General features: G+C 53.6%; 17 protein-coding genes. 5 read left to right on the forward strand and 12 right to left on the reverse strand.

The window, feature by feature from the left end:
• Window positions 1–156: 156 nt before the first annotated feature.
• The 8 genes from BEN30_RS04025 to flgB form a co-directional block, all read right to left on the reverse strand.
• Complete coding sequence (locus BEN30_RS04025; protein WP_069957057.1) at window positions 157–717, reverse strand: hypothetical protein; 561 nt, start codon at window positions 715–717, stop codon at window positions 157–159.
• Between the two features lie 373 nt (window positions 718–1,090).
• On the reverse strand, window positions 1,091–3,862 hold the full coding sequence (locus tag BEN30_RS04030; RefSeq protein WP_245648979.1) for a hybrid sensor histidine kinase/response regulator: 2,772 nt from the start codon (window positions 3,860–3,862) through the stop codon (window positions 1,091–1,093).
• Entirely contained in the window at window positions 3,843–4,934 is a 1,092-nt protein-coding gene (gene flhB, locus BEN30_RS04035) for a flagellar biosynthesis protein FlhB (protein WP_069957058.1), read from the reverse strand. The genes BEN30_RS04030 and flhB overlap by 20 nt, the downstream gene beginning before the upstream one ends.
• A 34-nt stretch (window positions 4,935–4,968) precedes the next feature.
• On the reverse strand, window positions 4,969–5,736 hold the full coding sequence (locus BEN30_RS04040) for a flagellar biosynthetic protein FliR (protein ID WP_069957059.1): 768 nt from the start codon (window positions 5,734–5,736) through the stop codon (window positions 4,969–4,971).
• A 15-nt stretch (window positions 5,737–5,751) separates the two neighbouring features.
• Entirely contained in the window at window positions 5,752–6,018 is a 267-nt protein-coding gene (gene fliQ / locus BEN30_RS04045; RefSeq protein ID WP_069957060.1) for a flagellar biosynthesis protein FliQ, read from the reverse strand.
• A gap of 83 nt (window positions 6,019–6,101) precedes the next feature.
• The gene (locus tag BEN30_RS04050; RefSeq protein ID WP_069957061.1) at window positions 6,102–6,434 is read right to left on the reverse strand and encodes a flagellar hook-basal body complex protein FliE; all 333 of its coding nucleotides are present in this window, start codon (window positions 6,432–6,434) and stop codon (window positions 6,102–6,104) included.
• 36 nt (window positions 6,435–6,470) lie between these two features.
• A complete protein-coding gene (gene flgC, locus BEN30_RS04055; RefSeq protein WP_069957062.1) occupies window positions 6,471–6,881 on the reverse strand; it encodes a flagellar basal body rod protein FlgC in 411 nt (136 codons plus the stop codon).
• 83 nt (window positions 6,882–6,964) lie between these two features.
• Complete coding sequence (gene flgB, locus BEN30_RS04060) at window positions 6,965–7,372, reverse strand: flagellar basal body rod protein FlgB (protein WP_069957063.1); 408 nt, start codon at window positions 7,370–7,372, stop codon at window positions 6,965–6,967.
• 285 nt (window positions 7,373–7,657) lie between these two features.
• On the opposite strand from flgB, the gene BEN30_RS04065 reads away from it, so the two are divergent.
• The 5 genes from BEN30_RS04065 to BEN30_RS04085 all read left to right on the forward strand — a co-directional run bounded on the left by BEN30_RS04065 (window position 7,658) and on the right by BEN30_RS04085 (window position 10,365).
• Entirely contained in the window at window positions 7,658–7,999 is a 342-nt protein-coding gene (locus BEN30_RS04065; RefSeq protein WP_069957064.1) for an EscU/YscU/HrcU family type III secretion system export apparatus switch protein, read from the forward strand.
• On the forward strand, window positions 7,996–8,307 hold the full coding sequence (locus BEN30_RS04070; RefSeq protein ID WP_069957065.1) for a hypothetical protein: 312 nt from the start codon (window positions 7,996–7,998) through the stop codon (window positions 8,305–8,307). The genes BEN30_RS04065 and BEN30_RS04070 overlap by 4 nt, the downstream gene beginning before the upstream one ends.
• Before the next feature lie 156 nt (window positions 8,308–8,463).
• The gene (locus BEN30_RS04075) at window positions 8,464–8,838 is read left to right on the forward strand and encodes a FliO/MopB family protein (protein ID WP_069957066.1); all 375 of its coding nucleotides are present in this window, start codon (window positions 8,464–8,466) and stop codon (window positions 8,836–8,838) included.
• Window positions 8,838–9,632 (forward strand): flagellar type III secretion system pore protein FliP, encoded by a 795-nt coding sequence (gene fliP / locus BEN30_RS04080; protein WP_069957067.1) that lies wholly within the window; start codon window positions 8,838–8,840, stop codon window positions 9,630–9,632. The genes BEN30_RS04075 and fliP overlap by 1 nt, the downstream gene beginning before the upstream one ends.
• A 154-nt stretch (window positions 9,633–9,786) precedes the next feature.
• Window positions 9,787–10,365 (forward strand): Hsp20/alpha crystallin family protein, encoded by a 579-nt coding sequence (locus BEN30_RS04085; protein ID WP_069957068.1) that lies wholly within the window; start codon window positions 9,787–9,789, stop codon window positions 10,363–10,365.
• 33 nt (window positions 10,366–10,398) lie between these two features.
• On the opposite strand, the gene speE is transcribed toward BEN30_RS04085, so the two are convergent.
• From speE to BEN30_RS04105, 4 genes are all read right to left on the reverse strand, one after another.
• A complete protein-coding gene (speE, locus tag BEN30_RS04090) occupies window positions 10,399–11,247 on the reverse strand; it encodes a polyamine aminopropyltransferase (protein WP_069957069.1) in 849 nt (282 codons plus the stop codon).
• Window positions 11,244–11,714: an adenosylmethionine decarboxylase gene (speD, locus tag BEN30_RS04095; RefSeq protein WP_084004990.1), complete on the reverse strand. Its 471-nt coding sequence runs from the start codon at window positions 11,712–11,714 to the stop codon at window positions 11,244–11,246. The genes speE and speD overlap by 4 nt, the downstream gene beginning before the upstream one ends.
• A gap of 161 nt (window positions 11,715–11,875) precedes the next feature.
• Window positions 11,876–15,259, reverse strand: coding sequence for a hypothetical protein (locus tag BEN30_RS04100; protein WP_069957070.1), 3,384 nt, complete (start codon window positions 15,257–15,259; stop codon window positions 11,876–11,878).
• Window positions 15,259–15,969, reverse strand: a complete 711-nt coding sequence (locus BEN30_RS04105) for a flagellar motor protein MotB (RefSeq protein WP_069957071.1) — start codon at window positions 15,967–15,969, stop codon at window positions 15,259–15,261. Before BEN30_RS04105 ends, BEN30_RS04100 begins: the two co-directional genes overlap by 1 nt.
• Window positions 15,970–15,980 lie beyond the last annotated feature (11 nt).

Here is a 15,980-nt window from a genome sequence, read left to right on the forward strand (position 1 = left end):
CCCTCCGAACCTCGCGCAAACGAGAAAATGTGTACTCAAAAAGTGTACACAAAAAGGATTAACACCCCCTTAACCATAAAAGCGTGATGTCATTGCGCGGGCCTCCACGGATGTGTGGAGGCCCGCGCGGATGGTGATGCGGATGGTCTGCTTGCCTTAAATAGCGCCGCTGAATTCGCGAACGGCGGCGTTGGTTTTGGCGCTGGCGGCAACGAAATCGAGGGTTTCGCCTTTGAACGACAGCTCCCCGCGCGCGGCCGCAACGGTGATGATTTTTTGTTCAGGGCTTTGGCCCTTCAGGTCCGACTTTTCGATGTACAGGCGGTCCATCAATTCGTTCCACACCAAGCCTTCGGACATAGGAATGCAGGTGAAGGTGACGCCGTCCAAGGTGACCTTCATCGGCTCATCGATGTTGACGCAATAGATGACCGCGGTGGCGCCGTCGGCGAAGTCTCCCGCGTAACGCGCCGCAAAAGGTTCCAGGGTGTTCAGGTCTTCGAGGAAACCGGCAAAAAACGAAATCTTGCCGCCGTCGGCCAACAAGACAACTTGTTCGATCATTTTCTTCGGCGGGTTGCGCGTCTGAGACGCTTCGTGCATCTCGCCAAATTCAATCACCAAGTCGCCGCGAAAGGCTTCAATTTGATCCCCGGCCAGTCCACTGACATTCGACAACCAAATCAGTCCGTTGGCCTTATAGCTTTCCAATAACATCTTGTTTCCCTATTCATCAAAAAATGTCGCCTTTGCGACAAAAAAGGTCATTCGAGCAGGGAAGTGCAAAAGCGGGGCCAACTTTGCGGGCAGGTAAAAAAGCCACGCACCTGAACCTCGCCTAAGGCAGATGCATGGAAAGAAAAGCAGCGTGTATAAACGTCTAAATGGTGGAAAGGCCCTTAAGCGCGGGCATATTGCTCTTTGGCCTTGGTCAGCAAATCGGCAATCAGAACCATCAGAGAGGCGCGTTCGAGAACCTTTTTTTGATCGAGCAGTTTCATCATTTACCCTCTAAACATGTTCTATGTTGGAGGCTCAATTTCTCACAGGAAAATGAATTTTCCCTTAAACGTTGATCTGGGCGCAGGCGTTACTCGGCCAACACGCTTTTGACTTTGGCGGCCAGATCTTTCAGGGAGAACGGTTTGGGCAAGAAGGCAAAACCGCTGTTCGATTGAATGCCGCCGGGGATCACATTTTCGGCAAAACCTGAAATCAAAATGACTTTCATATCTGGCATTTCTTGGCGCACGAACTGCACCAAGGTGTGACCGTCCATGCCCGGCATGACCACGTCGGTGACGATCAAATCAATTTTTTGGTCTGTGGCGTTGATCACTTCCAAGGCCTCTTCGCCGTTGGCGGCTTCCAACACCGTATAGCCTTTGTTGGTGAGTGCGCGCGATCCGAACATGCGCACGGCGTCTTCATCTTCGACCAACAAGATGGTGCCGACGCCGGTGAAGTCGCCGTCGCCGCCATCGCGTTCCGCCTTCAATTGGGGTTCTGCATCTTGTCCTGACAGATCGGATTTGCGGTGGGCTTTTTCAAGCCGCCCGGTGTGGACATCTGATACTACGTCTTCGATATAGCGCGGCAGACACACGGTGAACGCGGCCCCTTCGCCCGGGGCGCTGTCAACGAACACATGCCCGCCCGTCTGGTGCACGATGCCATAGACCGTGCTCAACCCCAACCCGGTGCCCTCGCCCACTTCTTTGGTTGAGAAAAACGGCTCAAAAATGCGTCCGATGTCTTCTTTGCGAATGCCTTCTCCGGTGTCGATCACATCCAGGCAGATGTAATCGCCGGCGGGAACCAGCTCCATGCCGCGCTGGGTGGGCTCATTCAACGACATGTTGGAGGTGCGAATGGTCAAAGTGCCGCCGCCCGGCATGGCGTCGCGCGCATTCACCGACAAATTCAAAATGACTTGATCAAACTGGGTCGGATCAACACGGATGTAGCCCAAGTCGCGGCTATGTTCAATGTTCAGCTCGATGGTGGGGCCGATCAAACGGCTGAGCACTTCGGAAAGTTCTGAGAGTTTTTCCTTCGCATCGACCCGCTGGGGTTCCAGCGTCTGTTTGCGCGAGAACGCCAACAATTGGCGCACCAACGAGGTTGCCCGCACCGCATTTTGACGAATTTGATTGATGTCATTAAAGGAAGGATCGTCCGGCCCGTGACGGGTCAGCAACAAATCCGAGAAACCAATCATGGCAGTCAGCAGATTGTTAAAATCATGCGCGATGCCCCCGGCCAATTGACCGATGGATTGCATTTTTTGACTTTGCGCGAATTGCACTTCGAGATGCTTGTGCTCGGTCGTATCGATGAAATGCACGATCAAGCCGGTGACTTCCCCAAAGGCGTCTTCCATCCGCGAGGCATAAAGCGATGCAGTCACTTCGCGACCGCCGACCGCGGGCATGCGCACTTCAATATGAGCCGCACGCATAATGCCCATCACCACTTTGGACAACTGACCACCAACATCGCCCCGGTCTTCTTTCACCAATCGCTCAGAAAACGGCAAACCCAGCACATTGTCCCGGTGCAGGCCCAACATTTTGAAGAAGGCGCCGTTGGCGTCGGTGATGTTGGCCTTCATATCCAAAAGAGCAATGGCCACAGGGGCCTCGTCAAACAACCAGTACAGCCTGCGGGCGATGTCCGTCAGGTCTTCGTCGTCTCCGGGATGCGCGCTGACAGCGGTTTGCAAAGCGGGTTGTTTTTTAACCAAATCGCGCACCACAATGGAGCGGGTGTACAGCAGTTCCCCACCGTCGCTCATGCGCCCCGACTGCAACAAAAAGGCCTTGAAGGCGTCCCCGTCGCGCGGCTGCAAAGTGACTTGGCCGTTGTCACCGTTGTCGTCGGGATCGTCGTTGGCGATCAGTTCAGTGACAAACTCGGCAAAGCCGATCCCTTGGTCGCGAATGTCGCTCAACTCAATACCCAGCCACGAACATAACGTTTCGTTGGCATAAACCATCCGCCCGGTGCCATCGACCGAGAAAAAGCCCACCGGCAAATTATCCAGCAAATCGGCCAACAACGCTTCTTCCGCACGCCGAACCTCGTCCAATTCACGTCGCGCGGTGACGTCTCGGGCCGTCCAACACACCAAACCACTGGTGCGCTTGCCCGCCGGACGTGCGTTCAACTGCCACCAATGGGTTCCCCCACCATGCTTGTTAAAAGCCAGTTCTGAGCGATCCTTGGCACCACCGGACGCGGCGTTCATCATCCGCTTTACGGCAACCGGTGCATCTCCGTCATGCTCAAAAAAACGGAGCGCGTTGGGGATTTCCGCTGCGGCATTGGACTGAAACAGCGTTCGAAAACCCTGGTTGGCGTACAAAATACGCCCCTCGGCATTGGTCAGCATCAAGGGCTCGCCGGCTTCTCCGGCAATCATATAAACCAATGCGGCCTCGTCATCGGTGCGGGAACGCCGTCCCAGGGTCCATGCGAACACGCCGCCGAACAGCGCCCCCAAACCAAGCATCAGTGGACCAACCAAAGCCTCCTCAAGCCCCAGACTTTGCGGCGCAATCACCCCAGCCTCGACAGCAATGTTCAGGCCGACAAACACCAACGCGGGCAGCCCAAACGCCAGCGGGTGAAGACCACGTGAGGGGCGAAAGCGCTTTGCATCCGGCCCTAAAGTCCCATGAGCCAAAGGCCCTGGAGTTGATGGCCCTTTGCCCAATGACTGTCCCTGGGGTGCGCGCACGACATCCACCGGCGGCAGCTCGAGGCTCTCACCCAAAGGCTCCGGCGCACCGTCTTGGGCACCCGTTACCTGGCCTTCTTCATCCAAAGGTGCGTTGTCTTCAACGGATGGTTTGTTCATTTCCAACCGAATTATTTCCCTTCAAGCGCATCACATAACCGATAATTTCTGCCACAGCTTGGTAGTGTTCGACGGGAATCTCTTCGTCCAATTCTACCGCAGCATACAAAGCACGGGCCAATGGTGGGTTTTCAACAATTGGGATATCGTTCTCTTCCGCGACTTCCCTAATCCTAAGTGCCAGAGAATCAACGCCTTTAGCAAGCAACTTCGGGGCCTGCATGTTGTCCATTTTATATTCCAAGGCAACCGCGAAGTGGGTTGGGTTGGTGATCACCACGTCAGCGTTAGGCACATTACCCATCATACGCTGTTGAGCGCGTTTGGCGCGTATTTGTCGAATCCGCGCTTTAACGTGCGGGTCGCCTTCCGTATCTTTGTGTTCGTCTTTAATTTCCTGACGGCTCATTTTCATGGATTTGTTGAATTCAAATTTTTGATACGCAAAGTCCAAGGCCGCAACCACAAACATCACCATCAAGGCCCCAGCCACGATGCTCAAGACCACAACATACATACGATCCAAGATGGCCAGAATTTCGAAGTCCGGCATGACGGCAAAGTCTGTCATCGACGGCACCGCCATGGAATATGAGACGTACCCTAAAATTGTGAGCTTAAACAGGCCTTTGAGAAATTCGATAACCGAGCGCGCGGAAAACATCCGTTTAAAACCGGCCATCGGTGATATTTTTTTAAAATCGGGCATAATTTTACTGGGCGCGAAGATTACGCCTGACTGGCCCACATTGGAAATGATGGCCAGCAAGATCAGCATGCCGAAAAAGGGCGCCAGAATGAGACCGACTTCAAAGGAGATCTCTCCCAACATCTTAGGCAAGATGCTGGGGCTTAATTCAATATCTTCAACATGTTCAAAGATACCCGCTATATAAATCGTTGTCCGCGACATCATCCAAGGTGCGAGCAACGACAAGCCCGCCCCGGCCCCCAGCAACACGGCCCAGCTTTTGACTTCCTGCGAAGATCCCGTCTGGCCCTTTTCACGGGCCTTTGCTAGTTTTCGGTCTGTTGGCTCTTCTGTCTTTTGTGAGTCGTCTTCGTCTGACATAAAATCCCTATATCACCCGCGCCCAAGAACCAATTCACCCCCAAGAGGGGACGAAGCTCATCAGGTTATCATTGAAGAAGCGCAAGAACACCAACATCATGGTACTCAAAGAAAGCATAAACAAAGCAAGTTGCATGGCGATTTGAATGGGCATACCAAAAAAGAACACCGGCAATTGAGGCATCAACCGTCCCATAATGCCAAGACCGACATAATAGGCAAGGCCCGCAACGATCAAAGGGGACGAGATTTGTACGCCAATGCGAAAACTATCGGCGATTATTCGTGCAAAATATTCGCTGATGTCGGCCACGACAATGCCCTCGGCCGGAACAAAAATGCTGTAACTGTCAACAATCGCTGTCAACATCAAATGATGGGTGTTGGTGACAAAAATCATCGTGATCGCCACGGTGCTGAGAAACGTCGCTAAGATGGAACTTTGCTGCTCTGCGACCGGGTCCATCACAAAGGCGTTGGCCATGGAGGCCAACATTGCCATCAACGTGCCCGCCGTTTGCAGCGCCCCCAAAAACACACGCGGGATCATGCCGAGGAAGGCTCCCGTCAAAACTTCCGACGTGATAAGCAAAGCCAGAGCCGATGTTGTCGCAGGTTCCAAGGGCAATATCGGCTGCAACACCGGCGTCACAACAAGGGTCACCAACAAGGCGAAAGTCAGACGGATCGGCATGGGGACTTGTTGAGATCCAAAACCGGGCATCACCGAAAAAGCAACACCAAGGCGCGCAAAAATCAACAGAAAGGCAAACAGGTTAAGGTTGATCAGTTGGCTCAGCATCGCCGCCTCTCCCCCCTATCCCATGACCGAGATACGGTCAAACAAGGTCAGAGAGTACTCAATCAGCGTGTTCATCATGTAAGGCAAAAACACAATAATCGCGATAAAAATGACGATAATTTTAGGAACGAATGTGAGGGTCATTTCCTGAATGGTGGTGAGCGCTTGAAACAAAGCAATGACCAAGCCAATACTCAACCCAGCCAACATAATAGGCCCGGACGTTTCCAAAACGACCCACAAGGCGCTGTGCGCAATATCCAAAACATCAACTTGATTCATGGTTGCGGCTCACTCACCCTCATCAATACGCCTGTGAGACCCGCCACACAAAGCCCCTCGGCTCAGTGCCAAACGACGCTGACTTACATGGGCATCCGGAGAATCTCTTTATAAGCATCCACGACCTTGTCACGGATCGCAACAACCGTCTGCAAGGTCATTTCCGCTTCGCTCACGGCCGTCACCACATCGGTCAAATTGGCTTGATTTTGCACCCCTTGAATGGCCAATTGCTCACTGGTTTGCCCCAGCTTTTCGGCTTGACCCAAATAGTTCGATACCAACGACGAGAACCCCGATTGCCCCGCTGTTTGGCCGTCTTGTTGAGGGATGGTGTTGGTCGCAATACCGGACTGCTGAGCCTGGTTGTACAATTGAGTGGCCTTCGCAATGTTTATGAGGGGATCGATAGCCATGACTCGCACTCCAATTTAGTTTTATACAACAGATACTTAACGCAGCAGACCGATGGTTTGCTGGAGCATTGTCTTGGATGATTTAATAACGTTTAGGTTGGCCTCGTAAGAACGCTCAGCTTCGCGCATATCCATCATTTCCACCAAGGAATTGACGTTGGGCGCCATCACATATCCATCCGCACTGGCCGCGGGATGCGACGGATCGTAGCGTTTTTCAAATTCAGATTGATCCGTTTTGATCCGGTTCACGCGCACGGTGTCCGCGCCAATGGTGCGATCGAGTTCATTGCGAAACGTCACAATTTTACGCCGGTAGGGCAGCCCACCCGGATCCGTTGGCAGAGAATCGGCATTGGCTATGTTTTCCGACACCACCCGCAAACGGGTTCCCTGGGCTTTCATACCCGCGGCGGAAATGCGCAATGTTTTCAGCAGATCGTCCATTTCGTCCTTCTAAGTCCTTATCGATGAGAGCAAATCATCCCGGCGTCCGAGGTCTCATCGCTCATGAGCCTTCCAAAACGTCCCTAACGCCCCTTACCCAAGGCGATTGTGATCATCCCCATATGCTTGCGGTAAAGCTCGTTGGTCAGTTGAAATTGCGTTTGCGTTTCACCAATTTTGCCCATCTGCTCTTCCAACACGACGCCGTTGCCGTCCGGAGACGTTTCGTAAGGCGTTTGATTGACCACCAGATCAAAAGGCGAAGCGCTGCGGCTTGCCCCCGTCATATGCTTTGGATTGGTGGTAACCGGGTTCAGTATCGTCGTCTTGTTTTGCACCATATCTTTGAAACTAAAGGCTTTAAGGTCTTTTGGCTTGTAGTTTGGCGTGTCTGAGTTCGCCACGTTTTGGGCCAAAACCTCTTGGCGACGGGTGAGCCAGCTCATCCGTCCTTTGACCAGTCCAAACAGTGTAAGTTTGTTGAGTTCCATACCTTCAATCCACCAACAAACGCCAAAAACCGGCGTCGTTCAAATCACTTCGCCTCATGAGGTTGATACTGCAACCTCGAGTGGCAAACCCATTCTGGACTCTGCTTGTCCCCTTCTGGAACGAAAAACCTTGTTCAGTGAGTCTCCCTCAGACCATTTAAGATTCAATGAATCCCCCTCAAATACACACGCATTCCGATTCATTGGCGAAAATGAAAAAGAGATTCAGAGGATGTTAAGTGCCGTATGTCAGGCTTGCGAACCTCCTCATATGAGAATCGAGAGATGACTGAAAACGCAAAGCCGCCAGGTGACAACAAAGACGCTGAAAAAGTTGCCGTCGCGCTCACTTACAAGCCCACTGATGACCAAGCGCCGCGCGTGGTGGCGAAAGGTCAAGGCTGGCTGGCGGCGCAAATCATCGAAGTGGCCGAAGCCAACGGTATCGAAGTGCGCGAGGACGTCAATTTGGCGCAGATTTTGGCCCAGGTGGACGTGGACAGTGAAATCCCCCTGGAAGCCTTCACCGTCGTCGCGGAAATTCTGTCTTATATTTATGAAAAGAACAAACAGTGGCCCCAAGGCATAGTTCCGAACGGTGTCACAAAACCAAGAGGTGGCTCATGAGCGATGAGGAATTGATCCGCGAAGAACTGGAAAAAACCGCCAGCCTGATATCTGGAGCGCGCCGCCTGATGGCCGAGGGGAGACATGTGGACCTCAGCGCCATGGAGGATCGCGTGCGCGCCATCACCCAAGCCATTACCGCCGCCGCCCCCAAAGTTGCCGCCGGTTACAGAGACCATCTTGAAGCCCTCATGCAAGCCTTAGAGGTTTTAGAAACCGACTTGCAAAGTCACCATGAAGCGCTGCAAGACGGCTTGTCCGCCATTCGTCAACGGGAAGCCCATGATGCTTACAAACCGAAGAAATAATAGCCTTCAAGGTATTGAGCTCAATTCTCCCAATATGGCGAATCGATGAGTTTTTCAGCCCCTCGTCCAAGCCTTACCCAAAAAAGGATCAAATGGCTCAACGGCTTGAAGGCAAAGCATTTTCTCTAACCCTCAGAACGTTTATGGTTTGCCCCTATGGATTTTACAAGTTACATACGATTTGTGTTTGCCCTGCTATTCGTTTTGGGCCTTATCGGCGTACTGACAGTTGTCTTGCGCCGCTATGGTCTTGGCATAGCCTCAGCACAAATCCGCAAGGGTCAAGACCGACGTCTGCGTTTGGTTGAAGTGCTGCCCATCGACGGAAAGCGCCGGGCCATTCTCATTCGCCGTGACGACGTTGAGCATCTGGTGATTTTGGGAGCGGAATCCGAAACCCTGATTGAAACGGGCATTCCGGCGTCTCAAATGCCTTCTTCCCCGGTGCCTTCATCTGCGGAACCTTCCGCACGGACACCCGCGCAATCGTTCGCAGAAACTCTAGATCAGGCGGGGAGCCCAAAGACATAATGAAACCCTTTGCCCTCAGCCGCAAACTCAGCGCCCCCCTCATCAAGTCGCTGCTGTTGTTAACGATCTTCACCGTTGCCCTCGCTACGCTCGTCAGTTTGACCACATTTGATGCCTTTGCCCAAAGTGTGACCTTGGACATGGGGCCGTCCCCGGGCGCATCGACCACCGGACGGATTATTCAGTTGGTTTTGCTGATGACGGTTTTGACGTTGGCACCGTCAATCCTCATCATGATGACCTCGTTCACACGCATCGTTGTGGTGCTATCCTTTTTACGCAACGCGCTGGGTACTCAGCAAACACCGCCCAACCAGGTGCTGATTTCGCTGGCGTTGTTTATGACCTTGTTCATCATGATGCCGACCTTTCAGACCACCTATGACGAAGCGCTTCAGCCGTTGATCGATGGCTCGATTGATGAAACCCAGGCCTTCAACCGGGCGCTGGTGCCTTTCGAAACCTTTATGATGAAACATGTGCGCGAACAAGATTTGGGCCTGTTCGTGGATTTGGCGGGCTTAAAGGCCGAACAGGTCGCGCAAAACATGCCCATGCGGGTGCTTATCCCGGCGTTTATGATTTCAGAGCTTCGACGCGCGTTTGAAATTGGCTTTTTGGTGTTTGTGCCGTTCCTCATCATCGACATGGTGGTGGCTTCGGTTTTGATGTCGATGGGTATGATGATGCTGCCACCGGTCATGATCGCCTTGCCCTTTAAGATCATCTTTTTTGTCCTCGTCGACGGCTGGTACATGATCGTCGGATCGCTGGTGCGCAGTTACGGCGCATAGCTTAAAACGCACGCAAAACGCCTCATTTTGTGCTATAATCGCCTCCAGAGCAGCCGTGTGAGGTTGCTCCGGGTTTTGGGTGCCGTATGACTCAATTTTTTCCATTCACAATGCGGCCCCCGGCCCTAGTTTTCTCAAATAAGAGGAGGCTGTTATGTCGGTTAAAGTGAAAAAAAACGAAAAAACCCTGCCCCAATCGACAGAGTCCAAAACGCCCTCTTCGCAGCTCAGCGCCCATCCCCTTTTGGCGCTTCGTGAAGAGGTTGATCATCTGTTTGACCGGTTCTTTTCGGGTTTTGCCCTCGGACCGTTCAGCGATATGGGGCGGAACGCTATGCGCACGGAACCGTTCCGTCGTCTTGAAGACGCCTTTTCAGGCTTGAGCCCGTCTTTGGGCAACCTTACCATGAAGGTGGACATCCACGAAACCGATGGCGTCTATTGCATTGATGCTGAAATGCCGGGTTTTGAAGAAAAAGACATTGAAGTCAGTGCCGATGACCATGTGCTCACCATCACAGGGAAAAAAGCCGAACAGAAAAAAGAAGATCGGGAAAACTATCATGTCAGCGAACGTCACTTTGGATCGACGTCGCGGCATTTCCCCATCCCTGAGACGGCCAATCTGAGCAAGGCTGAAGCTGATTTCAAAAACGGCGTCTTGCACATCAAAATGCCGATGAAGGCCGTGGTCAAAGCCAAAGCGACCAAAATCCCGATTAAATCAAGCTGATCGGTGACGACAAACCCGGCGATGCCGGGTTTGTCATTTACGCATCAAATCGAGGATGAATTGAGGCAGCGCAAACGCCGCCTTGTGAAGGTCCGGCGTGTAGTAGCGACATTTGATCTGTGCCGCAGCAAAACGCGCCCGCAAGGTTTCCACGTCCACGTGACGCAACCCAGCGTCATCGCTGGCCCATCCCAGCGTCATAAAGCCACCGATGTAGGTTGGCACAACGGCCGTATAAAAGCTGTTGTCCGCAAAAGACTTCGCCATGCGCTGATAGGTGTTGGTCACCTCATCGCCTTGAAAAAACGGTACGCCATTTTGCGTGACCAAGACACCGCCTTCTTTTAAGCAGCGATGGCAATCGGCGTAAAAACTTTCCGTAAATAACACTTCACCAGGCCCAACAGGATCGGTTGAATCGACGATCACCACGTCAAACCGTTTGTCCGTTTCGGCCACAAACTTGACCCCGTCGGTGATGATCAAATCCGTGCGCGGATCACTGAAGGCACCATTGGAAATGTCTGGGAAGTGCTCCAAGCTCAAATCCACCACCGCGCGGTCAAGCTCCACCAAGGTCGCGTGTTGTACCGACGCATGGCGCAACGTTTCACGCAAGATGCCTCCATCGCCACCACCAATGATCAAGACATCCTTGACATTGCCCTTGGCCAAGAGGGGCACGTGGGTGAGCATTTCATGATAAACGTGCTCGTCGCGCGTGGTGACTTGAACAATGTTGTCCAACGCCATCACGCGACCAAAAGTCGGCGTTTCGAAGATCACCAATTCTTGGTGTTCGGTCTTTTCGTGGAAAATGATGCGGGTGATATCGAAGCTCTGCGAATATCCGTTGTGGAGGATTTCGTCGAAACGCTTCACTTGATCACGCCTCGCTTATGCGCGGACACGTCCATGCTTTTGGGCTGCAGGGCCTTTTTAATGGACGGCAGAGCATCGTGCGGGTCGCAATCGCCGCACATAAAGATATCGATCGCCGCATAGGCTTTTTCCGGCCACGTGTGAATCGAAATATGGCTTTCCGCCAAAACCACCACACCAGACACGCCAGAATAAGGTGAAAAGTGATGGAAGTGGCTGTGCAAAATGGTTGCACCCGCATCCCGCGCCCCTTGGCACAAGGCGGCTTCGATGATGGTCGGGTTGTCGAGATGGATTGCATCCCACACTTCGACCAACACATGGTTGCCCGCGTAGCGGACGCCATCGCGTTCGATGAAATAATCTTTGGTATTGTCGATAACGGGATAAAGCGTCTGGGGTTCGGCCTGTGGAGTGGTGGCGTCTTCCAGGTTGATATCGAATTCGGCAAGTGCGTGGCTGTTCATCAGCGCTCCCCCAAACTAGAGTAACCCGCCTCTTAGTCATACCCAACATTGACGGAGCGCGCTTGATACGTGAAAGCGCTTGAAGGTTCAAGATAATTTTGTTGCTTGAAGAAAAAAATCTCTCTTGCAACGTCCCAGATGCCAACTGTAGGGCCGCATGCTCAATACAAAGAGCTTAACTGCCCGTCTGCCACGCGTTGGCGGTAGACCTCCATAAAACCTTGGAAATTTTCAACATTTTTAACAATGGGCTCAAGCCCCCGATAATCGATCAAGCCTGTTTCCGGGGGCTCGGCAATCAATTTGAAGGCATCGGCAAAACTGGTTTTGGCCATGGCCGGACCATACATGTCAAGCAACCGCACGATGGCCACCTCATTACCGCTGAGCGTGTTGGCGATGGCCAAAGACAGCACGGCTGCCGCCTGGACTTCATCGAGTGGCTTGCGCGGTTTTACGCCCATAAGCTGGGTCATCTTGTTCAATGATTTAGAGGCGTTTTTCCAATCACCGGCGCGCCAATAAATGTTGGACCGGATCATCTCCGCCTCTTGGCTGCTTTCAGGGTTCAGCAATTCGAGTGCGATTTGTGGCTGCTCCAAACCAATATGCGCCTGGGCGCGCAGCAGCACGCGCTGGCTCTCCAAGGCGTCAGGCAGTTTGGAGACTTGTGTTTTGTCGAGGCTCTCGATCGCCTTGTCATACTGTCGATCAAACAAGTAAATCAAAGCCAAACGCGCACCAACACGGGCTTTTTCTTCGCCTTTAAGACGAAATTCAATTTGAGCTTCCAAAAGGTCGGCGGCGCGGCTCAGCAAATCCACCCCCACCAACCGATCCGCCAAGCGGCGGATCATCTGGTCCCCCAAGGCCCCCGGCGGTGTCAATTCGCGGAACTCATCATACAACGCAATCGCCGTAACCGGCGGCAACACATCGGCCCCATTTTCCATATAGAGCATATTGAAGGCGTCGCTCATTTGTTTGGTGATCAAGTTGCTGTCGGGATTGTCCGGAAAATAAGTGGCCGCTTGGCGCAGCGTGCGTAACCCTTCGCGGTAAAGCTGTTGGTCCAAATACAAGGTGCCCAAGCGGTGCAAAAGCTTAAATTCAAATTCATCGCCCCGCCAAACAAAGCGCAATTTTTCATATTCTTCGATGGCATCCTTGGGCGTAAAGTGTCCTTGGCGCAGCAGCAATTCGGTACGGGCGACGGCAGCTTTGGCGCGTGAGGGACGGTGACGCCCTTCCATGGCACGTTCCCAATCTCCAATCGCCCCATCAAAATCGCCACTGACTTCCTTCAACTTACCCGAGACGTAATCGATCTGATCTTGCTGCGCACGACTCGGATTGTCCAGGTTAAGCACTTCCAAATATTGCCCCGCCTGTTTAACATCGCCCAACTCGACCGCAGCTTGTGCCACCCACAACGCCGTCGGAATCTTCAGCGATTTGGGATACGGCTGGGTGATGGAGCCGGTTTTGCGCAGTTCATAGGCGACGTCGGGCAAATGGCCTTCTTCGGCAACCACCGCCGCACGCCAGAACGTGGCTTCGTCATAAGGGTCGAGATTGGGGTTGTTCAAATCCGTGCGGGCATCATCCAAGCGCCCCATCATCCAACTGGCGGCCCCTTTCATCATCAAGTATTCTGGATCCGCTGCGTATTCGGGTTCGACCCGGACCATTTCAGACAGCACGCCCAAGGACTCGGCCTCAAAACCATTGGCGAAATAAAACTGCGCCAAATCATGTTGGGTTTGCTTTTTGATGCGATCATTTTTGGCAAAGGCGACTTCCCTTTGTAAGTCTTGTTTGGTTTTGGTAAACGATTGCAAATCCGGTCGTTTCCATTTTTCCAAGTCCAAGACCCGGGTCATGGGCCGCAATGAGCCCATGCCTGTGCTTGACGCCAATTGCTGCTGCAATTCGACATTGGCTTTTTCTTCGGCGCTCACACTGGAAATTTGCAAGGTTCCGGTGCTGGTGATTTCCACACCTTGGCGCAACGGTCGCACGCGCAAATCATCCGACAGCGGCTTGATCACGACGCCTTGCTTTGAAGGCAACAACTGCACTTGCGGATACGACCATATGCGCGACACTCCGTGCCCCAACGGGATCACCGGTATAACCACCAAGTTGTCGCCCACTTCGGGATCGCGAAAAGCAATGATGTTTCCCGGTTCGGGAACCGACACGAACAAACGCGCACCCAAGGGCGAGTCCGGCTGAGCATCGGCTTGCAATGGTGCGCTGGGAATCAGCGGCTGAGGTGCAAATTCCAAAATCCAAGCCAACCCGGCGCGTTTGATATCAGGGTTCACGCTTTCCGCGGTGGTCATCCGCAAAACCGCACCGTTGCGCGATGGCACCTGTTCAACCGCCGTGATCAGAGCCGCGCCGTCTTTAAGCAAGGCTTGGGTGTCGATGGTAGCGCGTTTGTCGAAGACCACCCACAGATCACCCGCACGGCGAAACACCGCCGCGCCGACGGGTTCATCCCAGTTAAACTTCAAGGCCACGACGCCTTCCATGATCGAGCTGGCCTGGGCGCGGGTTTGCACCGGAGCTTGCTCAGGGGCCTGTTCAGAAGCCTGTCCAGAAGCTTGCTCTGTAACTTGGTCGGGAGCCTTCAACTCCAAGGGCATTGCCTTGGTTTCAGGGGATGTGTCTGCCGCTTGAGGCTGGACCGCGGGGGAGGTGGCGGCTTGTTCGACGGCAGCAACCGGTGCAGAACGGGGCGCAGGAGGTTGATCCCCCCCTTGCACCGCTTGTGCGGGGGACTGAGCCGGCGCAGGTGTCGCGGCCGCCTGCGTCCCCGGAGGATACACATCAACGATGACTTTGGGGCCACTGGTCGAAGTCTTGATATCTGAAGTGGCCGCCACCTTTAAGGTAACGCTGAGCTTGCCGCCCTGAGTAGAACTTTCAGCGCCTTTGACATTGCGAATGTTCCCGCTGGCCAAGCGGTTGAGGTTAACCTGCCCAGGATTGGAAAATTGAAGTGTGGCCTTGTCTGCTGAGCGAACAAGATCAAACGTCGTCGTGCTGGGCCAATCAAAAACGATCCGGGTATAATCTTTGTGCACCCCCGTGCGCACGCCGATGGTCGGCCCATCCCCTGGTGCTGTGGACGCGGTTTTGGACACGGCAATGGCCGCCGTCTCGGCCTTGGTGGCGCTGACGATGTCCACCACCACCGAGGAGCCGCTGTCATAACTGCGCACCGAAAAATCACCCCGAACGCGCAACACGACCGTTGCGTCATTTGGCGCAGCTTCAGTGGCCGTTACCAATTGCCCCAGACCGCGCATAATCGGGCGCAGATCCGCTTGTATGGGGCGTGAAAAATTCACCACCAAACGATTGCCATCACGAACCGCTTGATGACCAACGGGCTGTGGCCAACGAAATGTAATGCGACCATAACCGTCGCCCTGGCTGGTGCGCACCTGAACTTGATCAGCCCCAGCGGGTGACGTGAGCAACAGGCTCCCCAGCACAAACATCACGCTGAATATGGCACCAAAGCGCTTCATCAGTTGCCCTCGACGGTGGGGAAGACGACGATGTCGACGCGGCGCCCCAACTTGGCACGGTCTTCCGCATCGATGTCCGGCAACTGCGCAAATCGGCTATCGGCATAGCCAAAGGCAATGATATCGTCTGTATATCCTGATTGGCGCAAAACGTTTGCAACAGCGGAAGCGCGCGCAACCGACAATTCCCAGTTGGTCGAAAAACCGCTTTCTTTCGACGGTTTTGCCGGATCCGTATGGCCGTTCACGCCAACCTGATTGCCCACATTGCGCAACAAGCTTCCCAAAGTGAACAGGGCCGAGCGGGCTTCGTCAGGCATTTGTGCTTTGCCCGACGGAAACAACAAGTCACCCGGCAAGGCCACCACCAAACGGTCATCAAGCAGCATAATCCTAGAAAACTTGAGCAGCTCATCCCCTTCTACGCCGCGCTGTAAAACACCGGACAGATAGTCCAAGTCGGTCGCTTGGCGACGAAAAATGGTGCCGATGTTAAATTCCGCCGTGGCCGCCGCCACGGTGGTCAACTTACCCGGATTCAACGTCTGGGTCAGGGTATCGGTCATCGCATCCCATTTATCCATCTGCACCGACGACATGGAATACAACAACACAAAGAAGGTCAGCATCAGCGACACAAGGTCGGCAAACGTGATCATCCACGCCGCTTTGGGGCCTTCTGAGAGTTGGGGCAATTCTTCGTCTTGCATGTGAAAGCGAT

The sequence above is a fragment of the Magnetovibrio blakemorei genome (assembly GCF_001746755.1).
Classification (GTDB): Bacteria; Pseudomonadota; Alphaproteobacteria; order Rhodospirillales; family Magnetovibrionaceae; genus Magnetovibrio; species Magnetovibrio blakemorei.